This window comes from Micromonospora sp. NPDC049107, from assembly GCF_040648595.1.
Lineage (GTDB): Bacteria > Actinomycetota > Actinomycetes > Mycobacteriales > Micromonosporaceae > Micromonospora.
Genome location: NZ_JBEZEC010000015.1, coordinates 57,366 through 75,852, shown reverse-complemented (window position 1 = coordinate 75,852; position 18,487 = coordinate 57,366). Strand labels below are relative to the sequence as shown.

Sequence of the window (18,487 nt, the reverse complement as noted above, 5' to 3'; positions counted from 1 at the left end):
TCATGGATGGGCGTGAGTGCCCGTCGCTGGTAGCCTGCGAACCATGGCAGCCGGACGTTCCGCGTCGACGCCCCCCGAGGACTACCTGACCCGGATGGCCCGCCGACCGCGCTGGCAGCGGGTTATGGTGCCGATCCTCATGCTCCTGGTCCTGCTGGTGCTGCCCATCGGCCTCGGCCGCAACCTGATCGGCGCCGAGCGGGTGAGCATCCAGGTCGAGTCCTGTGACAACGGTGGTCCCAAGGGGACCCAGCGGTGCCGGGGCACCTGGAACATGTCCGACGGAAGGGTGGTCAGCGGCCCGGTGGGCGGCGGCTCGTTTCACACCGGCGACCGGGTCGACGGCTGGGCCAACGGCGACCGGGCCACCGCCAGCCTGATGGCCTGGCTCATCGCCCCGCTGATGGTGGGCGCGGTCCTGTTGGCGGTGACGGTGGCGCTCGCCGTCGTCTTCCTGCGGGCGGGCGTGCAGCGGGTGCGGCGCGGCCGCTGACCCGCTCCTGGGCTGGCGCCCTCAGACCCCCAGTTGACGCCGCAGCCGTTCCAGCATCTCCGTGCTCTCCCGGAGCGGCCCGCTGACCATGTCGTTGAGCTGCGCCAGCTTCGCCTGCGCTGCCGCCGGGTCGTGGAGCACCGCCGCAGGGCCGGCCGGGCCACCCAACTCACGCATCACCTCGTTGGTCGCCCGCGCCAGGTCGGCCCGCGCCTCGCGCAGGAGGCCGGCGACCAGCTCCGACAATTCGGCGGCGGGCAGTCTCAGGGCCCGTGGGTCGAGGTGTAGTTCCCGCGCCGGGTCGTCGGCGGTGCAGGTGACGCGCACCAACCCGTTCTCGCTCTCGGCGTGACCGGTCAACCCGGTCAACCGTTCGCGCAGCTCCTCGCCGCGGCTCAACTGCTCGCGCATCCGCGCCGACAGTTGCGCCATCACGTCCGGATTCGGTGTGCCGCCGATCGGCCCGCTCATCGTGTCCCTCCCGCTGTCGTCGATGTGACCGGCCGACGGTACCCACCACGGTCCACCCATGGGGGATCGGACCACTGTGGAGCGCGAATCAGCCCAGGCTCACAAAGATCCCGACGCCGACCAGCAGCACGGTCACGCTGACGGTGAGCAGCGAGACGAACGGGACCAGCACCGAGGACCTTCCGACGATGCTCGGCGACTCGACGAGGATCCGGTTCGGACGCTCGGGTTCGTACACCACGGTGACCGGCCCGGGCGCGGCCGAGAGCGGGGTCTGCCGGAAGCGCCCCGGCGTCGCGGTCACCTCGGTCCCGTCGACCAGTCGGTACCGCACCACCGGGTAGTAGGTGCGGGGACCGTTCCCCCGGGTCACCGGACGCAGTTCCACCACCTCACCCGGCGTTCGTACGCCCCGGCGCAGCAGACCGAGGTCGCGCCGGAACCGGACGAGGGCGTACGCGCTTCCGGCCAGGCCGAGGCCCGCCAGGATCGCCAGGACCACCTGCGGCATGACTCACTCCTCCCAGTCGAGCGTGCGCTGGACGGCCTTGCGCCACTGACGCAACTCCCGCTCACGCAGCTCGGCGGCCATCGTCGATTCCCACCGCGCGTCGGAGCGCCACTGCGCGCGCAGGGTGGCGAGGTCGGGCCAGAAGCCCACCGCCAGGCCAGCGGCGTACGCGGCGCCCAGGCAGGTGGTCTCGGTGATCCGGGAGCGGACCACCGGGACGTCGAGCACGTCGGCGAGGAACTGCATGAGCAGCGTGTTGGCGGTCATCCCGCCGTCCACCCGGAGTCGGCGCAGCGCCACGTCGGAGTCGGCGTCCATCGCGTCGACCACCTCGCGGGTCTGCCACGCCGACGCCTCCAGCGCCGCCCGGGCCAGGTGCCCCTTCGTGATGTAGCCGGTCAGGCCGGCGATCACCCCCCGCGCGTCGCTGCGCCAATGCGGGGCGAACAGGCCCGAGAACGCCGGCACGACGTAGCAGCCGCCGTTGTCGTCCACGGTGCGGGCCAGGTCCTCCACCTCGGCCGCGGAGGAGATCAACCCGAGGTTGTCCCGCAGCCACTGCACCAGCGATCCGGTGACCGCGATGGCGCCCTCCAGGGCGTACGCCGGTGGTTGGTCCTTGATCCGGTAGGCGACCGTGGTGAGCAGGCCGTGCGTGGACGGCACCGGGGTGGCGCCCGTGTTGAGCAGGAGGAAGCTGCCGGTGCCGTAGGTGCACTTGGCCTCGCCGGGCTGGAAGCAGGTCTGCCCGAACAGGGCGGCCTGCTGGTCGCCGAGCGCGCTGGCCACCGGCACCCCGGCAAGCACGCCGGTGGCCGTCCCGTACACCTCGGCCGAGCAGCGGATCTCGGGCAGCATCGCGGCGGGCACGCCCAGCGCGTCGAGCAGCTCCGGAGCCCAGTCGAGGGTGGTGAGGTCCATCAGCAGGGTCCGGCTGGCGTTGGTCACGTCGGTGACGTGCTCACCGGTGAGCTTCCAGATCAGCCAACTGTCCATCGTGCCGAACAGCACCTCGCCGCGCTCCGCGCGCTCGCGTAGGCCGTCGACCTCGTCGAGCAGCCATCGCAGTTTCGGGCCGGCGAAGTAGGTGGCCAGTGGAAGACCCGTGCGGGCCCGGAACCAGTCCTCGCCGTACGCCGAGGCGAGCTCGCGCAGCAGCGGGCCGGTGCGGGTGTCCTGCCAGACCACGGCGTTGGCTATCGGCCGGCCGGTGGCCCGGTCCCAGACGACGGTGGTCTCCCGCTGGTTGGTGATGCCCACGGCGGCGAGCCCCGACGGATCGACGCCGGCGGACCGCAGCGCCTCGGCGACCACCCGCTGGACGTTGTCCCAGATCTCCTCGGCGTCGTGCTCCACCCACCCGGGGCGGGGAAAGATCTGCCGGTGCTCGCGCTGGGCCGCGGCGACGATCTCCCCGGCGGCGTCGAACACGATGCACCGCGAGGAGGTGGTGCCCTGGTCGATGGCGGCGACGTACTGGGGGGTCACGGCAGCACCGTACCCGCAGTGGCGGCGTGGTGCGACACGCGTCACGTCGGCCCCGCGTCGCCTACGATGTGCGAACGTGCGCGACATCGCCGTTTTCAGTGGAACTGCCCATCCCGACCTCGCCGCCGAGATCTGCGCCCACCTGGGGGTGCCGCTGCATCCGGTACGGGTCTCCCGGTTCGCCAACGACTGTCTCGAGGTGCAGTTGCAGGCCAACTGCCGGGAGCGGGACGTCTTCCTGATCCAGCCGCTGGTGCCGCCCGTGCAGGAAAATCTGGTCGAGCTGCTGCTGATGATCGACGCGGCGCGGGGCGCGTCCGCCGGCCGGATCACCGTGGTGCTTCCGCACTACGCGTACGCCCGCTCGGACAAGAAGGACGCGCCACGGATCTCGATCGGCGCCCGGCTCGTCGCCGACCTGCTGACCTCGGCGGGAGCGGACCGGGTGCTGGCGCTGACCCTGCACTCGCCGCAGGTGCACGGCTTCTTCAGCGTCCCCGTCGACCACCTGCACGCGCTGCGGGAGTTGGCCACGCACTTCCGGCGGTACGACCTGAGCAACACCGTGGTGGTCTCGCCCGACCTGGGCAACGCCAAGGAGGCAGCCGCCTTCGCCCGGCTGCTCGGCACGCCCGTCGCGGCCGGCGCGAAGCAGCGGTTCAGCGACGACCTCGTCAAGATCAGCGCGGTGATCGGTGAGGTGGCCGACCGGGACGTCATCGTGTTGGACGACGAGATCGCCAAGGGCAGCACCGTGATCGAGTTGATGGAGCACCTGCGCGACCTGAAGGTCCGCTCGATCCGGCTGGCCTGTACGCACGGCCTGTTCTCCGGCGACGCGCTGCGCCGGCTCAGCGACCAGGACGGCGTGTTGGAGATCGTCTGCACCAACACGGTCCCCATCCCGGCCGAGAAGCGGGTGGCGAAGCTTCAGGTCCTCTCGGTCGCCCCGGCTCTGGCCGAGGCGATGCGCCGAATCCACAACGGCGAGTCAGTCTCCGCCCTCTTCGGCTGACCGCCCCGCCCCGGCCCTCCCCGCCCCCCGCCCTCGCCCCGCCCGCCCCCTCGCCCCGCCCGCCCCCTCGCCTCGCCCCGCTTCGGCTCGCCGATCTTGCACTTTGTGCTGCCCAAATGTCGCCTTGGGACCGCTTCGTCGCCACCGAAAGTGCAAGATCGGCGCGGCGGGGCGGGGCGCGGCGGGGCGCGGCGGGGGCGGGGTGGGGTGGGGTGGGGTTAGGGGGTGGGGAGGGTGGTGGTGATTCGGACGGTGGTGCCGGCGGAGCTGGTGGCGATCTCCATCGCGTCGGTCAGCTCGCGGGCCAGCCAGAGGCCCCATCCGCCGGCGGTCTCCGCGGCGGGACGACTCCGGTCGCCGAGGCGCTGCGGGGTGATGCCGTGCCCGTGGTCCGCCACCTCGCAGAGCAGCTCGCCGGGCTCCTGCCAGAGCCGGAGCCACCCGCGCCCGCCGCCGTGCCGCACCGCGTTGGTGATCAGTTCGTTGACGGCGAGCACGAAGTCGTCCAGCCGTTGGCCGTCGAGGCCGCAGGCGTGCGCGCAGGAGGTGACCGAGTGTCGAATCTCGGTCACCTGGGCCTGGTCGAAGGCCTCGGCGATCAGGAGGGCGGGTTCGATGGGCACAACCGTACGCGGTGCGTGCGGATCTGCATTCGTCATGGCCCTGTCCCGGCGGCGGATCTCGGAATATTTCGCGGCTTTTCAACCGTACGTCAGGGTTTCCTGGACCGCACCACGTGGCCCCCGCGTCACCGACCCGGCTGTGGCATCCTGACCGCCATGCCGTCGCCGCCGGGTGGTTTCGAGGTGCCGCTCTGGCGGGCGCTCACCGTCTTCCGGCTGGCCTCCCTCGGGTACGTCGGCGTGCTCGCCGTACGCGACGCCGACCGGTACGCCCACCCGATCATCGTCGGCGCCCTGGTGCTGGTGATGGTCATCTGGACCGGGCTGGCCGCCGTCGCGTACGCCCGACCGGCCTGGCGTCGCTGGCCACTGCTGCTGGTCGACCTCGGCGTGGTGATCGCCATCGTGCTGTCCAGCCCGTGGGTGGTGGGGCGGCAGGCGCTCGGGCACGGCGTACCCACTCTCGGGGTGGCCTGGATGGCCGGCCCGGTGCTGGCCTGGGCCGTCTCCGGCGGCCGGCGGCGCGGCACGGTGGCCGCGCTGCTGGTGGCCGGCGCGGACCTGGCCACCCGGGAGCGGATCGGCCAGTCCTCCTTCACCGGGGTGATCCTGCTGCTGCTCGCCGGGGTGGTGGTCGGGCACGTCGCCCGGCTCGCCGTGCGCGCCGAGGAACGCCTGCAGCACGCGGTGGAGCTGGAGGCGGCCACCCGGGAGCGGGAGCGGTTGGCCCGCGGCATCCACGACTCGGTCCTGCAGGTGCTGGCGTTGGTGCAGCGGCGCGGCGCGCACCTGCCCGGTGAGGCCGGGGAGTTGGCCCGGCTCGCCGGTGAGCAGGAGGCCGCGCTGCGCGCTCTGATCGCCGGCACCACGCCCGCCGGAATCACCGGGACGGACGCGGTGGACCTGCGGGACCTGCTCGGCCGGTACGCCTCGACGGCGGTGTCGCTCTCGGCGCCCGCCACCCCGGTGACCCTGCCCCGGCAGGTGGCCGGCGAGTTGGCGGCCGCCACCGGCGCGGCCCTGGACAATGTCGGCCGCCACGCCGGGGGACGGGCCTGGGTGCTGGTCGAGGACGAGGGGGAGACCGTGACCGTGTCGATCCGTGACGAGGGGCCGGGCATCGAAGAGGGCCGACTGGCCGAGGCCGCCGCGCAGGGGCGGCTCGGTGTCACCCAGTCGATCCGCGGCCGGGTGACCGACCTGGGCGGGACGGTCCGGATCATGTCGAGCCCCGACGCCGGCACCGAGATCGAGCTGACCGTGCCGAGGACGCGGCCGTGAACGCCGTGCGGGTGATGGTGGTCGACGACCATCCGATGTGGCGTGAGGGCGTGGCCCGGGACCTGGCGGAGGCCGGCTTCCTGGTGGTGGCGACCAGCGGCGAGGGGCGGCAGGCCATCCGGATCGGCGCCGCCGCCCGACCCGACGTGGTCGTGCTCGACCTGCAACTACCGGACATCTCCGGGGTCGAGGTCGTCGTCGGGCTGCGCGCCGCCCTGCCCGCCGTGCGGGTGCTCATGCTCAGTGCCAGTGGCGAGGAGCAGAGCGTGCTCGACGCGGTCAAGGCGGGCGCCACCGGCTACCTGGTGAAGTCGACGGCGCCCGGCGAGTTCCTCGACGCGGTACGTCGCACCGCCAACGGCGACCCGGTCTTCACGCCCGGCCTGGCCGGGCTGGTGCTGGGGGAGTACCGCCGGTTGGCCGCCGGGCCGGAGGCCGGCACGGCCGACGACGGTGAGCCGGGGACGCCCCGGCTCACCGCCCGGGAGACGGAGGTGCTGCGTCTGGTGGCGAAGGGGATGTCGTACAAGCAGATCGCCGAGCGGCTCGGCCTTTCCCACCGTACGGTGCAGAACCACGTGCAGAACACGCTGGGCAAGCTGCACCTGCACAACCGCGTCGAGTTGACCCGCTACGCCATCGAGCGTGGGCTGGACGACTGACCGGACCTCAGACCGAGCGCGGCGGTTCGGTCTCGTGGATGGCCAGCTCCTCGGCGGTCGCCCCGCCACCGGCCGCGCCCGCGTCGTACGCGACCGAATCGGTCTCCTGGTCGGTGTGCGCCCCCTCGTCCGGTTCCACCAGCCGGCCCACGGTGGCGTCGGCGACCGTGCCGAGCTGACCGTGGTCGTAGAGGGAGACCGGCGAGTTGGGGTCCGAGGTGGGCCCCGGGTCCATCACGTCGGCGTCGAGCTGGGCCTCCGCCGCAGCGGCCTCGTTCTCCGCCTCGAAGGCGATCTTCGGGTCGACCGGGCCGGCGAGCGGGTCGTCCACCGGGCGCTCGTAGACCTCCCGGTCGAGCTTGTAGTCCAACGACTCCCCGTCCAGCTGCTCCTCGGCGGTCGTCCCGAAGCGGTCCACCGCCACCGGCGTACGGTCGCCGGGGATCTGGGCCGGCTCCGGACCGTCCGCCTCACGCCCGGTCAGGACGTCGTCGTAGGCGGTCGAGTCGTCGTCGGCGGTGTCGGGCAGACCCTCCGCCTCGGTGTCGGACACGGGGGTCGGGAACTCGTTGTCGCGCATGTCTGATCACTACCCGCTGCCCTCCCGCCGTAACCGGGGCAGGGCCCGTCATCAGCGGATCGACCGGGAGCGGCGGTTGATCGCCGCCATCGTGCCGACGGCGGTGCCCGCCGCGGCGAGACCGAACGCCGCCGTCATCCGCACCAACTGACGCCGTCGGCCGTGCCAACCGCCGTCGCGGCTGGCCTGCCCGTCGGCGTGGAACACGTTGCCAGTGCTGTCCAGCCGGACGCCCGGACCGAACTGGGTGCGGTGGGCGTACCAGCCGAGGGTCCGCTCGACCAACGCCGGCGCCAGCCGCCACTGGAGGCCGAGCAGCCGGGCGGCCCCACCGGCGTACGCCTCCCGGCGTGGCCGGCGCAGCAACCGCACGATCGTCTGGGCGACCACCTCCGGCGGGTAGATCGGCGGGGGTGGCACCAGCTCCCGACCGCTGTGGTTGGCCGCGTGCCGGAAGAACGGGGTGTCGATGGTTGCCGGCAACACGGTGCAGACGGATATCTGCCCCCGACCGGTGACCCGCAGTTCCTGCCGGACGGTGTCGGCCAGGCCGCGGATGCCGTGTTTGGCGGCGTTGTACGCCGACTGGTACGGCATCGCCACCTCGGCCAGCACCGAGGCGTTGTTGACCAGCACGCCCCCGCCGGCCGCTTCCAGGTGCGGCAGCGCGGCCTTGATGCCGTGCACCGTGCCCAGCAGGTTGACCTCCAGCACCCGCCGGAACTCGGCGACCGGGATCTCGTCGAACAGACCCACCGCGCTCACCGCGGCGTTGTTCACCCACGCGTCGACGCGGCCGAATTCGACCACCGCCCGCTCGGCCAGGCGCTGCACGGAGTCGAGGTCGGTCACGTCGGTGGGTACGGCCAGCGCGCGGCCCCCCAGTTGCCGGCAGCGCTGCGCGACCTGCTGTAGCGCCTGCTCGCTGCGGGCGGCGAGGACCACGGCGGCACCACGCCGCGCCAACGCGTACGCGGTGGCCGTGCCGATCCCGCTGGACGCGCCGGTGATCACCACGGTCGAATCGTCGAGGCTCCGGGTCAGCGGCATCTCCCAGCGGTACCCCGGGTCGGGGCCGGTCATACCACCGGCCGGTGAGGTTCCGATTCGGGGCCGCTGTGATTGCCGTGGCGCAAGTGTCGGTGGCACTCGCGGTGACTGTTCCCGATCTGCCAGGTTTCGACTCGGCGCGCGCAGGTTAATGGGACGCTCTGACCGGGACCGCCGAGGAAAAGATCGCAGGGAGGTGACCCATGCGCGTCGGCCTCGTCTGCGCGCACAGCAGTTCGTACCGGCACGCCGACGGCCCGCCGGTCGGCACTCGACAACACATCGCGCGGGTCGCCGCCGAGTTGGCGGGCAGAGGCCATGATGTCCGGATCTACGAGCGCCGGGACGACCCGGAACTGCCGGCGACGCTGGACGTCGACGGCTACCGGGTGCACCGGGTGCCAGTCGGTCCGCCGACCGCCCTGCCCACCGCCGGACTCGTCCCGCACGTCACCGAGTTCGGGCGCTGGCTGACCGACGAGTGGGGCGGCGCCTGGCGTCCCGAGGTGGTGCACGGGCACTACTGGATCGGTGGGCTGGCTGCCGCGCACGCCGTCCGGGAGACCGACATCCCGGTCGTACAGACCTTCCACTCGCTCGGTGTGGAGCAGCTGCGCCACCTCGGCGGCGGGTACGACGGCCCGGGGGAGCGCATCCCGCTGGAACGGGCGCTGACCCGGGCGGTGGACATCGCCGTGGCCCAGTCCAACGACGAGGTCGACGAGTTGACCCGGATGGGCCTGCAACGGACATCCGTGGCGATGGTGCCGGCCGGGGTGGACACCGCGCAGTTCCACCCGGACGGCGAGGCGGCTCCGCGCGAACAGCGGTCCCGGATCCTCTCCGTCGGCGGGCTGTCCCCGGGGCACGGCCAGGACGACCTGATCCGGGCGATGCGGCTGGTCGGCGACGCCGAGTTGGTGATCGCCGGTGGCCCACCGGCCGACCAACTGTCCCACCACACCGAGGCACGCCGCCTGCGCGAACTGGCCGAACGCGCCGGGGTCGCCGAGCAGGTACGCCTCGTCGGAGCCGTACCGCACGACCAGATGGCGACCTGGTACCGCTCGGCCGACGTGGTGGCCTGCACTCCGCACTACTCCTCGGCCGGCCGCGTCTCCCTGGAGGCGATGGCGTGCGGGGTACCGGTTGTCGGCTACGCGATGGGCGGCCTGGCGGACGCCGTCGTCGACGAGGTCACCGGCCGCCTCGTGCCACCCGGTGACGTCCGGACGCTGGGGCTGTCCCTGCGCCGGCTGCTCGCCGACAACGCCGGCCGGTTCGCCTACGGTCACGCCGCCGTGGACCGGGTCCGTAGCAGCTACACCTGGGAACGGACCGCGGCCGCGCTGGAACGTCTCTACGAGCGGGTGGCGAGTCGCCGCAAGCCCGTCGAGGCCTGAAGGACGGCAGAGCCCACGCCGCGTCCGCGTGACGCGGCGTGGGCTCTCGTCTCAGGCGGCGGCGTGGGCTTTCGCGTCAGGCGGCTCGGCCGGCGCCGACCATGTCCCGGTTACTGCGGCGGGCCGCCGCGCGGTGCTGCTGCGGCTGGGCGTACCGGGTCAGGCCGATCACGGCGGCCAGGGTGACCAGGAAACCGGCGGCGGCCAGCCACTCGCGCCCCGGCCAGATCTTGTCGTTGAGCAGCAGCAGGCCGACGATCGCCGCGGGCACCGCTCCGGCGGCGTCCATGGCGGCGACCGCGGCGGTCGTCGAACCGCGCTGCATGGCCAGGCCGAGCAGCAGTTGGCCGACGATCGAGTGGCCGATCAGCAGATAGAACAGCGGGTCGGCGAGGAACGCCTCGGCCGACGGCGCGGAGGCCAGCGGCCGGGCCGCGACGGCGGCCGAGGAGAACGCCAGACCGGCCAGCGAGCCCAGCGCCACCGAACCGGGGGCGCCGTGCAGCCGGACGGCGAAGAAGCCGAGCACCGCGATGACCCCGAGCGCCACCAGCAGGGCTATCGAGCCGGCGGTGCCGAGCTGCTTCGACGGCGCCGGCCGCGCGGCCAGCACCAGCGCGGTGATCCCGGCGAAGAGCAGGGCCAGCAGGGCCACCTCCGCCATCGGCATCCGCCACTTCAACACCAGCACACCGATGATCGCGGTCACCCCGAGCCCGGCCGCCACGCTCGCCTGCACCAGGAACAGGGGCAGATCGCGCCGGGCCAGGAAGGCGAGCACGAAACCGCCGATCTGGCAGGTCAGCCCGATCAGGTACGTCCGGTGCCCGGCCAGTCTCAGCAGCAGACCCGGATCGAAGGTGTGGTGCACGGTGGTGCGCGCCGCGGCCACCGACTGGAGCAGGTTGGCGAAGCCGTACGCGACGATCATCGCCGCGAGGAAGCACCAGCCGGAGGAGACCACCTGGCGAGAATAGAGGTTGTCGGCAGTCAGCGCTCGGCTGGTCGATCCAGACGGGCGAGGATGTCGGCGTGCAGCACACCGTTGGTGGCCACCACGCTGCTCTCGGTGCCGGGCTCACCCGTCGGCGCGGGTCGACCGGTCAGATCGGTGATCGTGCCGCCCGCCTCGGTGACGATCGGCACCAGCGCCGCCACGTCCCACAGGGACAGTTCCGGTTCGACCATCACCTCCAACGCGCCCTCGGCTAACAGCATGTAGCCGTAGAAGTCGCCGTACGCCCGGCTGCGCCAGCCGGCCCGCAGCAGGTCGAGCAGCGCGTCGAGCCGCCCGGCGTCCTCCCAGCCGGTCAGCGACGAGTAGCAGACGCTCGCGTCGCCGACGTCGCGTACCGCGGAGACGCCGATCCGCTCGCCCGCGTCGGGACCGGGACCGGCGTACGCGCCCGCGCCCGCGCTCGCCCACCAGCGCCGTCCCAGCGCGGGGGCGGAGACCACGCCGACCGCCGGCCGGTCACCGTCGTACAGCGCGATGAGGCTGGCCCACACCGGCACCCCCCGGACGAAGTTCTTGGTGCCGTCGATCGGGTCGACGATCCACCGGCGGCCACCCGGCTCGGTGGCCGGCCGCGCGCCGTACTCCTCACCGAGCAGCCCGTCGGCGGGCCGGTGCTCGGTCAGCAGCGCCCGGATCTCCCGCTCCACGGCGGTGTCCGCGTCGGAGACCGGTGTCAGGTCCGGCTTCGTGTCCACCCGCAGGTCGAGCGCCCGGAACCGGGCCGTGGCGATGGCGTCGGCGCGGTCCGCGAGCAGATGGGCGAGGGCGAGGTCGTCGGCGTACCCGGTCATGCCGGCAACCTAGCCGACGTCCACCGGGTCACTCGTCGGGCCCGCGCCGGTCGCCCTCGCCGGGCCCGCGCTGGTCGCCCTCACCGCGCGCGTCGCCGTCGCCGGCCCGGGAGGCCAGCAACCGGCGGTACGACGCCAGCCGGCGCGGGTCCGCCTTCCCGGCGGCCACCCAGGCGTCCAGCCCGCAGTCGGCCTCGTCGGCCGTGTGCGGGCAGTTCGGCGGGCAGTCGACGGTGCCCTCCACCAGGTCGGGGAACCCGTGCAGCAGGCTGTCGGCGGAGACGTGCGCCAGCCCGAAACTACGGATGCCCGGGGTGTCGATGATCCAGCCGGGGTCGGTGTCGACACCGGGGACCGGTGGCAGCCGCAGCGCCACCGCGCTGGTGGAGGTGTGCCGGCCGCGACCGATGGCGCTGACCACCCCGACCGCGCGCGCGGCGTCCGGGACGAGGCGGTTCACCAACGTCGACTTGCCCACCCCGGAGTGCCCGACCAGCACCGACACCCGGCCGCTGAGCAGCGCGCGCAGCGCGCCCAGGTCGGCGTCGGGACGGTTGAGCACGTACGGCAGCTCCAGCTCCGTGTAGTAGCCCAGCACCTCCTCCGGGCCGGCCAGGTCGGCCTTGGTGAGGCAGAGCAGCGGCTCGACGTCCGCGTCGTACGCGGCCACCAGGCAGCGGTCGATGAACCCGGTGCGCGGCGGCGGGTCGGCCAACGCGCTGACGATCACCAACTGGTCGGCGTTTGCCACGACGACACGTTCCAACCGGCCCTCGGCGGTGGTCTCGTCGTCGTCGGCCGTGCGGCGCAGCACCGAGCGGCGCTCGGCGATCCGGACGATGCGGGCGAGAGCGCCCTGCGCGCCGGAGGTGTCGCCGACGAGGCTGACCCGGTCACCCACGACCACCGACTTGCGGCCCAGCTCCCGGGCCCGCATCGCGGTCACCGTCGGCAGCTCGGCGCCGACCGCTCCCCGTTCGGCGCCGGACAGCACACACTGGTAGCGCCCCCGGTCGACGGCGATGACGAAGCCGTCCACCGCGTCGGAGTGCTGAGGTCGGGTGCGCGTACGCGGACGCGACGACTTCCCGGGCCGCACCCGTACGTCGTCCTCGTCGTACTCCCGCCGCTTGGTCGCCAGGACCCGTCCTCTTTTCCGCGTCAGCTCTCAGTGCGCGTCCGGGACGCTCACTTGCCGGTCACCATCGCTGACCATAGCGCCGGGAACTCGGGCATGGTCTTGGAGGTACAGCCGACGTCGTCCACCTCGATGCCCGGCACGGCGAGCCCGGCCACCGCCGCGGCGTGCGCCATGCGGTGGTCGTGGTAGGTGCGGAAGATCCCGCCGCGCAGCGGCCGGGGCCGGATCGCGAGGCCGTCCGGCGTCTCGGTGACGTCGGCCCCGAGCGCGGTGAACTCCTGCGCGAGGGCGGCGAGCCGGTCGGTCTCGTGGCCGCGGATGTGCTCGACGCCGGTGAAGACCGAGGGTGAGTCGGCGAGCATGGCCAGCGCGGTCAGCACCGGGGTCAGCTCGCTGACCTCGGAGAGGTCGGCGGTCAGGCCGTGCACCACCCCGGTGCCCCGGACGGTCAGCCCGTCGGTGGAGAGGGTGACCTCGCCGCCCATCCGCTGCAGCAGGGAGCGGAGTTGCTCGACCGGCTGCGCGCTGCGGTGCGGCCAGCCCTGAAGCGTCACCTCACCGCCGGTGACCAGGGCGGCGGCGAAGAACGGCATCGCGCCGGAGAGGTCCGGCTCGATGTCCCAGCCGCGCCCGGTGAGGGGGCCGGGCTCGACGGTCCACACGTCGGGGGTGCTGTCGTCGACGGCGGCGCCAGCGGCCCGCAGCATCTGCACGGTCATCCGCAGGTGCGGCGCGGAGGGCACCGGCGGGCCGACATGGCGTACCACCACGCCCCGGTCGAAGCGCGGGGCGGCCAGCAACAACGCGGAGACGAACTGGCTGGACACGGAGGCGTCGATCGTCACCTCGCCGCCGGTGACCCCGCCGGTGCCGAGCACGGTCAGCGGCAGGCTGCCGGTGCCGGCGACGTCGATCCGGACGCCCAGCGAGCGCAGCGCGTCGACCAGCCGGCCGAGCGGCCGGGTGCGGACGTACGGGTCACCGTCGAAGGTGACCTGCCCGTCGGTCAGGCCGGCCACCGGCGGCAGGAACCGCATCACGGTGCCGGCCAGCCCCACGTCCACGTGGGCGGGGCCGACCAGCGGGTGCGGCCGGACCAGCCAGCGCTCGTCGTCACTGATCGAGACGTGCGCGCCCATCGCGCGCAGACCGGCGGACATCAGCTCGGTGTCGCGGGCGCGCAGCGGCTCGGCCAGGGTCGACGGCCCGGCGGCCAGGGCGCTGAGCACCAGGGCACGTGCGGTCATCGACTTGGAGCCGGGTAGGCGCAGCGTCGCCGCCACCGGGTCGGACGCGGTCGGTGCGGCCCACGGCTGTGGCGGCCGGGTCGCGGTTAGATTCCCCACGGTCACATTCTGCCCTGTCTGCGGGTGGGTGACGTCGGCCGGCTTGCGTACTCCCGGTTGGCGGGACAGCAGGCGGGGCCCTCGGCGGGTTAGCGTGAGCGCATGTGCGGCAGGTACGCGACGACCCGGGGCGCCGGTGAGCTGAGCGCCCTGTTCGAGTCGTCCGACGACACCGACGGGGTGCTCCGGCCGGATCACAACGTCGCGCCCACCGATCGCGTCCCGCTGGTCCGGCTCAGCCCCGAGGGGCACCGCAGCCTCTGCGTCGCCCGCTGGGGTCTGCTGCCGCACTGGTCGCGGTCCGCCGCCGGCGCCGCCCGCATGATCAACGCACGGGCCGAGACGGTGGCGACCAGCCGGGCGTACGCCGGGGCGTTCGCCCGCCGCCGGTGCCTTGTCCCGGCGGACGGCTGGTACGAGTGGGTCCGCCGGCCCGATGGCGGCCGGCAGGCGTACTTCATGACCCCGGCCGACGGCTCGGTGCTCGCCCTGGCCGGGATCTGGTCGTTCTGGGAGTCCGGGGCGGACAGCCGGCTCACCTTCAGCGTGCTGACCACCGCGGCGCTCGGCGATCTGGCCGAGGTGCACGACCGGATGCCGGTACTGCTGGCCCCCGAGCGGTGGTCGTCGTGGCTGACGCCGTGCGACGAGCCGGAGCGTCTGCTCGCCCCCGCGTCGTCCGACCTTCTCGCCGGGTTGGAGATCCGCCCGGTCGGGCCGGCGGTGGGCGACGTGCGCAACGACGGCCCGGAGTTGACCGCTCGCGTGTCCGTTCCGTCAATGTCGTCCCCACCGGAGTTGACCCTGTTCTGAGAATGAGAGGCATCGTCGAGCGCCGATTTGCCAGGTTCTGATCGATTCGTCGCCTGGCCGTTCAGCCATGTTCTTGAAAGCCCCTTGTCCCGGTGTCCGAAAGTGCGATACAACACAGCGCCGGTAGTGGCTGTCGGTTCGCACGGGGCGGACGACTTCACCGATCCTGCCGGTCCCACGGGGGAGGTGGGTGAAATGACACGGGCGCGTATGCCCCGCCCGCACGAGGTGGCTGCGGCACGCAGAGATCCGCGGCTGCTGCGGGCTCTGCGAGAACGTCGACAGGACGAAGCGTGGCGCACCAGAGGGACGTGCCAGAGCGTCGATCCGGAGACGTTCTTTCCGGCACCTAACGAACCGGCGGACGCCGCTGTCGCACTCTGCCGCAGTTGCGACGTGCAGGGCTCCTGCCTGGCATGGGCGTTGGAGGTCGGCGACTGTCACGGCGTCTGGGGGGCGACCACCCCCCGCGAGCGGCGGGCGATGCTCGTCGCGTGGCGCGGCGAGGTCGAACCCGACCCGGACGCGGTCGACGACGCCGGCCCTCCGGTCCGCGACCGCCTGCTCACGCTGGTGCCGCTGAGCTGACCATCGCGCGCCGCTGAGCCGACCAGCGCGGCGAACCGATCCCGGTGACGGGCCCGGTCGGCGCAGAATGGGCCGGTGCTGCCCAGCGAAGAGATCGACACCCCGCGCGGTCCGGCGCGGATCGACACCGACCCACCGGTCGGTCCGACCATTGCGTCGGGCCGGGCGGCCGGCGTCGCGACGGCTCGCGCGCCGGTCGCCCTGTTGGTGCTCGGGCACGGGGCGGGCGGCAGCGTGGACGCCCCCGACCTGCTCGCGGTTCGGGACGCGGCGGTCACGGCCGGCCTGACGGTGGTCCGGGTGACGCAGCCCTACCGTGTCGCCGGCCGTCGCGCGCCGGCCCCCGCCGGGCACCTCGACGAGGCGTGGACGGCGGTGCTGGCCGTGCTGCGCGAGCGGCACACCGACGTACCCACGCTCCTGGTCGGTGGTCGTTCCAGTGGCGCGCGGGTCGCCTGCCGAACGGCCGGCGCGGTCGGCGCGGCCGGCGTCCTCGCGCTGGCCTTTCCACTGCACCCGCCCGGCAAGCCGGAGCGGTCCCGGGCCGCCGAACTCGCCACCGGTCTGCCGACGCTCGTCGTCAACGGCGACCGGGATCCGTTCGGCGTGCCCGGGTCCGGGCCGGGCGTGCGGGTCGTGACCCGGCCGGGGGAGACGCACGACCTGCGACGTGACCCCGCCGGCACGGGCGCGGTCGTCCGGGACTGGCTGCGCTCCCACGGCTGGACAGCCGACTGACCTCAGGGACCGTTTCCGGTGCTGGGCGCGGGTCGTTGCATCCGATGGTGCCGCCCGTCCGAACCGGACAGGTGTCACCAGTCCTCCCAGGCCCTTCCTGGTCCCAGCGCCGGCGTCTCCGGGGCCGGGACCAGGAACGGGAGAGCCGGACGGAATGCCCCAGTGGTCATCTCGCGTTACTAACCCCGGACGACTTTTCTGCGAGGGGGGTGACCGGTGCCGACCGAGACACGAAGCCTGGAACGGGACGAGCGGGACGCCCGGCAGCTACGGCGGCTGCTGGATGGTCCGGACTGGCCCGTGACAGCGGGACCGGGCGGGGTGGGTGCGGTGAGCACGAGCACACCGGCCGGAAGTGAATCTGTGGGCAGGTCCGTGCGCGTATCCTCGGCGGGAAAGCATCCGACGCGAGGGGATGTGCGGTTGACCACCGAGAAGACGGACGAGCGCAGGGCCCGGTTCGAACGGGACGCGATGCCATTCGTCGATCAGCTCTACGCTGCTGGGCTGCGCATGACGCGTAACCCGGCGGATGCCGAGGACCTGGTCCAGGAGACGTACCTGAAGGCGTACGCCGCCTTCCACCAGTTCGAGCAGGGCACGAACCTGAAGGCCTGGCTCTACCGGATCCTGACCAACACCTACATCAACTCCTACCGCAAGCGGCAGCGCCAGCCGATCCAGGCGCCGACCGAGGAGATCACCGACTGGCAGCTCGCCGAGGCCGAGTCGCACACCTCCAGCGGTCTGCGTTCGGCCGAGACCGAGGCTCTGGACCGGCTGCCGGACAGCGACGTGAAGGAAGCCCTCCAGCAGTTGCCGGAGGAGTTCCGCCTGGCTGTCTACCTGACCGACGTCGAGGGCTTCTCCTACAAGGAGGTCGCCGACATCATGGGCACGCCGATCGGCACCGTGATGTCGCGTCTGCACCGCGGCCGTCGTAATCTGCGCAAGCTGCTCGAGCAGTACGCCGCGGAGCGGGGCTTCAGCCCGGCCCGGTCCGCGAAGGGCTCGACCGCTGCCGCTGCCAGCCGGGAGGTGTGACGTGAGCTGTGGAGAGCCGCACGAGACGGACTGCCGCGAGGTGCTCGCGGAGGTCTACCTCTACCTGGATCTCGAGTGCGCCGACGAGCGGCGCGCGCTGATCCGGCACCACCTCGACGAGTGCGGGCCGTGCCTGCGCGAGTACGGGCTCGAGCAGGAGGTGCGGGCGCTGGTCGCGCGTTGCTGCGGCAACGAGACCGCGCCGGACCAGCTGCGTGAGCGGCTGCGGGTGAAGCTCACCGAGCTGGTGGTCTTCGAGACGAGCGATTCCCGCGAGCTGGCCGACTGAGCGTCGGCGTACCAGAGCACACACACGCCGGTGGCCCGGGTCGATACCGACCCGGGCCACCGGTGTACCCGGCCTCGGCCGGGGTGAGCTGACCGTCGACGGGCTGTCGGCCCGTCGGCACGTTCAGGAGTTGGGGCGCTTACCGTGGTTCGCGCTGCTCTTCTTCCGGGCCTTCTTCTTCCGGGCCTTCTTCGCCATGCTGACCTCCTCGTGATGGGTCGGATCCGTCTCGCGCGCGGCCTCGCGCCGGTTGCATCCACGCCGCCGCCCGGCGTCGGGTCCGACCCGCTGATGGTAGTGCGACCGACACCCCGTCCCTGCCGCCGGGGCCGACCCGCGCCGCCCCGCACCCATGCCCCAGCCTCGCGTGATTGGATACGTCGGCAGGCACATCGCGAAAAGGGAGGGCCGTGGACATGGCCGAGGAGATCCGCGCCGAGATGGTGGCGAACGTCTGGAAGGTCGTCGCGTCGGCGGGCGACACCGTGTCCGAGGGCGACACCCTGGTGATCCTCGAGTCGATGAAGATGGAGATCCCGGTCGTCGCGGAGGCCGACGGCGTGGTCCAGCAGCTCGCCGTCCACGAGGGCGACGTGGTGCAGGACGGTGACCTGATCGCGGTGATCGGTTGACCGGCCTGCTGGTCCGGCTCGCCGATCCGGCCGACTTCCCGGCGGTCGCCCGCCTGACCGTGGCCGCGTACGAGGCGGATGGTCAGCTCAAGGGTGAGCACGGTTACGCGGCGGTACTGGCCGACGTGTCGACCCGGGCCGCCGCCGGCGAGGTGCTGGTCGCGGTGGACGAGGCGACCGGATCGGTGCTCGGCTCGGTGACCTTCGTGCTGCCGGGCACCCTGTTCGCCGAGCTGTCCGGGCCGGGCGAGGCGGAGTTCCGCATGCTGGCCGTCGACCCGGCCGCCCAGGGGCGGGGTGTCGGCGTGGCGCTGGCGCGCGCCTGCGTCGACCGGGCCGCCGAGCTGGGTTGCACGGCGGTCGTGATCTGCGTCCGCGCGGGGATGGCCGTGTCGGCCCACCGGCTCTACGAGCGTCTCGGGTTCGTGCGGACGCCGGAGAAGGACTGGTCGCCGGCGGCCGGAGTGGCTCTGCTCGGCCTGCGGCTGGAGCTGTCCCGCGGCTGACCGT

General features: G+C 72.9%; 22 protein-coding genes. 12 read left to right on the top strand and 10 right to left on the bottom strand.

Annotated elements, in window-relative coordinates; genetic code table 11:
• The first annotated feature begins 43 nt into the window (after positions 1-43).
• Positions 44-493 carry a hypothetical protein gene (locus AB0B55_RS29965; RefSeq protein ID WP_355050553.1) on the top strand — a complete coding sequence of 150 codons (450 nt, stop codon included), beginning with the start codon at positions 44-46 and terminating at the stop codon, positions 491-493.
• 21 nt (positions 494-514) lie between these two features.
• Here AB0B55_RS29965 and AB0B55_RS29960 read toward each other — a convergent pair whose 3' ends face one another.
• The 3 genes from AB0B55_RS29960 to glpK form a co-directional block, all read right to left on the bottom strand.
• Entirely contained in the window at positions 515-964 is a 450-nt protein-coding gene (locus AB0B55_RS29960; RefSeq protein ID WP_357125914.1) for a YbaB/EbfC family nucleoid-associated protein, read from the bottom strand.
• An 88-nt stretch (positions 965-1,052) separates the two neighbouring features.
• Positions 1,053-1,475 carry a DUF3592 domain-containing protein gene (locus AB0B55_RS29955; RefSeq protein ID WP_357175336.1) on the bottom strand — a complete coding sequence of 141 codons (423 nt, stop codon included), beginning with the start codon at positions 1,473-1,475 and terminating at the stop codon, positions 1,053-1,055.
• A gap of 3 nt (positions 1,476-1,478) precedes the next feature.
• Entirely contained in the window at positions 1,479-2,963 is a 1,485-nt protein-coding gene (glpK, locus tag AB0B55_RS29950) for a glycerol kinase GlpK (protein ID WP_357125908.1), read from the bottom strand.
• Between the two features lie 76 nt (positions 2,964-3,039).
• On the opposite strand from glpK, the gene AB0B55_RS29945 reads away from it, so the two are divergent.
• The gene (locus tag AB0B55_RS29945) at positions 3,040-3,978 is read left to right on the top strand and encodes a ribose-phosphate pyrophosphokinase (protein WP_357125905.1); all 939 of its coding nucleotides are present in this window, start codon (positions 3,040-3,042) and stop codon (positions 3,976-3,978) included.
• Between the two features lie 218 nt (positions 3,979-4,196).
• Here the strand turns inward: AB0B55_RS29945 and AB0B55_RS29940 are convergent, their stop codons facing one another.
• Positions 4,197-4,637 (bottom strand): ATP-binding protein, encoded by a 441-nt coding sequence (locus AB0B55_RS29940; RefSeq protein ID WP_357125902.1) that lies wholly within the window; start codon positions 4,635-4,637, stop codon positions 4,197-4,199.
• A 120-nt stretch (positions 4,638-4,757) separates the two neighbouring features.
• On the opposite strand from AB0B55_RS29940, the gene AB0B55_RS29935 reads away from it, so the two are divergent.
• On the top strand, positions 4,758-5,882 hold the full coding sequence (locus tag AB0B55_RS29935) for a DUF5931 domain-containing protein (RefSeq protein ID WP_357125899.1): 1,125 nt from the start codon (positions 4,758-4,760) through the stop codon (positions 5,880-5,882).
• Between the two features lie 14 nt (positions 5,883-5,896).
• On the top strand, positions 5,897-6,544 hold the full coding sequence (locus AB0B55_RS29930; RefSeq protein WP_357126556.1) for a response regulator transcription factor: 648 nt from the start codon (positions 5,897-5,899) through the stop codon (positions 6,542-6,544).
• Positions 6,545-6,551: 7 nt separating this feature from the next.
• Here the strand turns inward: AB0B55_RS29930 and AB0B55_RS29925 are convergent, their stop codons facing one another.
• Both AB0B55_RS29925 and AB0B55_RS29920 read right to left on the bottom strand, forming a co-directional pair.
• Entirely contained in the window at positions 6,552-7,124 is a 573-nt protein-coding gene (locus tag AB0B55_RS29925; RefSeq protein WP_357125896.1) for a DUF5709 domain-containing protein, read from the bottom strand.
• A gap of 51 nt (positions 7,125-7,175) precedes the next feature.
• A complete protein-coding gene (locus AB0B55_RS29920; protein WP_357125892.1) occupies positions 7,176-8,174 on the bottom strand; it encodes an SDR family oxidoreductase in 999 nt (332 codons plus the stop codon).
• Between the two features lie 203 nt (positions 8,175-8,377).
• On the opposite strand from AB0B55_RS29920, the gene AB0B55_RS29915 reads away from it, so the two are divergent.
• Positions 8,378-9,577 carry a glycosyltransferase gene (locus AB0B55_RS29915; RefSeq protein WP_357125889.1) on the top strand — a complete coding sequence of 400 codons (1,200 nt, stop codon included), beginning with the start codon at positions 8,378-8,380 and terminating at the stop codon, positions 9,575-9,577.
• Between the two features lie 76 nt (positions 9,578-9,653).
• Here the strand turns inward: AB0B55_RS29915 and AB0B55_RS29910 are convergent, their stop codons facing one another.
• From AB0B55_RS29910 to aroA, 4 genes are all read right to left on the bottom strand, one after another.
• Complete coding sequence (locus AB0B55_RS29910; protein ID WP_357126553.1) at positions 9,654-10,508, bottom strand: hypothetical protein; 855 nt, start codon at positions 10,506-10,508, stop codon at positions 9,654-9,656.
• Positions 10,509-10,567: 59 nt separating this feature from the next.
• Positions 10,568-11,386 (bottom strand): histidinol-phosphatase, encoded by an 819-nt coding sequence (hisN, locus tag AB0B55_RS29905; RefSeq protein ID WP_357125886.1) that lies wholly within the window; start codon positions 11,384-11,386, stop codon positions 10,568-10,570.
• A gap of 28 nt (positions 11,387-11,414) precedes the next feature.
• Complete coding sequence (gene rsgA, locus AB0B55_RS29900) at positions 11,415-12,323, bottom strand: ribosome small subunit-dependent GTPase A (RefSeq protein WP_357126550.1); 909 nt, start codon at positions 12,321-12,323, stop codon at positions 11,415-11,417.
• 251 nt (positions 12,324-12,574) lie between these two features.
• Entirely contained in the window at positions 12,575-13,873 is a 1,299-nt protein-coding gene (gene aroA / locus AB0B55_RS29895) for a 3-phosphoshikimate 1-carboxyvinyltransferase (RefSeq protein WP_357125881.1), read from the bottom strand.
• A gap of 102 nt (positions 13,874-13,975) precedes the next feature.
• On the opposite strand from aroA, the gene AB0B55_RS29890 reads away from it, so the two are divergent.
• The 7 genes from AB0B55_RS29890 (at position 13,976) to AB0B55_RS29860 (ending at position 18,483) form a co-directional block, all read left to right on the top strand.
• A complete protein-coding gene (locus AB0B55_RS29890; RefSeq protein ID WP_357125878.1) occupies positions 13,976-14,686 on the top strand; it encodes an SOS response-associated peptidase in 711 nt (236 codons plus the stop codon).
• A 195-nt stretch (positions 14,687-14,881) separates the two neighbouring features.
• Complete coding sequence (locus AB0B55_RS29885; RefSeq protein WP_355050539.1) at positions 14,882-15,274, top strand: WhiB family transcriptional regulator; 393 nt, start codon at positions 14,882-14,884, stop codon at positions 15,272-15,274.
• A 75-nt stretch (positions 15,275-15,349) separates the two neighbouring features.
• Positions 15,350-16,012, top strand: a complete 663-nt coding sequence (locus AB0B55_RS29880; protein ID WP_357125873.1) for an alpha/beta family hydrolase — start codon at positions 15,350-15,352, stop codon at positions 16,010-16,012.
• A 216-nt stretch (positions 16,013-16,228) separates the two neighbouring features.
• Positions 16,229-17,056: a sigma-70 family RNA polymerase sigma factor gene (locus AB0B55_RS29875; protein WP_355050537.1), complete on the top strand. Its 828-nt coding sequence runs from the start codon at positions 16,229-16,231 to the stop codon at positions 17,054-17,056.
• Between the two features lies 1 nt (position 17,057).
• Positions 17,058-17,345, top strand: coding sequence for a mycothiol system anti-sigma-R factor (gene rsrA / locus AB0B55_RS29870; RefSeq protein ID WP_355050536.1), 288 nt, complete (start codon positions 17,058-17,060; stop codon positions 17,343-17,345).
• Positions 17,346-17,755: 410 nt separating this feature from the next.
• Positions 17,756-17,977, top strand: a complete 222-nt coding sequence (locus AB0B55_RS29865; RefSeq protein WP_007464729.1) for a biotin/lipoyl-binding carrier protein — start codon at positions 17,756-17,758, stop codon at positions 17,975-17,977.
• Entirely contained in the window at positions 17,974-18,483 is a 510-nt protein-coding gene (locus tag AB0B55_RS29860; RefSeq protein WP_357175333.1) for a GNAT family N-acetyltransferase, read from the top strand. Before AB0B55_RS29865 ends, AB0B55_RS29860 begins: the two co-directional genes overlap by 4 nt.
• Positions 18,484-18,487 lie beyond the last annotated feature (4 nt).

Excerpts from the sequence above, each read along its gene's own strand:
- AB0B55_RS29965 (WP_355050553.1), top strand. The coding sequence starts at position 44 with ATGGCAGCCGGACGTTCCGCGTCGACGCCCCCCGAGGACTACCTGACC.
- AB0B55_RS29960 (WP_357125914.1), bottom strand. The coding sequence starts at position 964 with ATGAGCGGGCCGATCGGCGGCACACCGAATCCGGACGTGATGGCGCAA.
- AB0B55_RS29955 (WP_357175336.1), bottom strand. The coding sequence starts at position 1,475 with ATGCCGCAGGTGGTCCTGGCGATCCTGGCGGGCCTCGGCCTGGCCGGA.
- AB0B55_RS29940 (WP_357125902.1), bottom strand. The coding sequence starts at position 4,637 with ATGACGAATGCAGATCCGCACGCACCGCGTACGGTTGTGCCCATCGAA.
- AB0B55_RS29935 (WP_357125899.1), top strand. The coding sequence starts at position 4,758 with ATGCCGTCGCCGCCGGGTGGTTTCGAGGTGCCGCTCTGGCGGGCGCTC.
- AB0B55_RS29930 (WP_357126556.1), top strand. The coding sequence starts at position 5,897 with ATGGTGGTCGACGACCATCCGATGTGGCGTGAGGGCGTGGCCCGGGAC.
- AB0B55_RS29925 (WP_357125896.1), bottom strand. The coding sequence starts at position 7,124 with ATGCGCGACAACGAGTTCCCGACCCCCGTGTCCGACACCGAGGCGGAG.
- AB0B55_RS29920 (WP_357125892.1), bottom strand. The coding sequence starts at position 8,174 with ATGCCGCTGACCCGGAGCCTCGACGATTCGACCGTGGTGATCACCGGC.
- AB0B55_RS29915 (WP_357125889.1), top strand. The coding sequence starts at position 8,378 with ATGCGCGTCGGCCTCGTCTGCGCGCACAGCAGTTCGTACCGGCACGCC.
- AB0B55_RS29910 (WP_357126553.1), bottom strand. The coding sequence starts at position 10,508 with ATGATCGTCGCGTACGGCTTCGCCAACCTGCTCCAGTCGGTGGCCGCG.
- hisN (WP_357125886.1), bottom strand. The coding sequence starts at position 11,386 with ATGACCGGGTACGCCGACGACCTCGCCCTCGCCCATCTGCTCGCGGAC.
- rsgA (WP_357126550.1), bottom strand. The coding sequence starts at position 12,323 with ATGCGGGCCCGGGAGCTGGGCCGCAAGTCGGTGGTCGTGGGTGACCGG.
- AB0B55_RS29890 (WP_357125878.1), top strand. The coding sequence starts at position 13,976 with ATGTGCGGCAGGTACGCGACGACCCGGGGCGCCGGTGAGCTGAGCGCC.
- AB0B55_RS29885 (WP_355050539.1), top strand. The coding sequence starts at position 14,882 with ATGACACGGGCGCGTATGCCCCGCCCGCACGAGGTGGCTGCGGCACGC.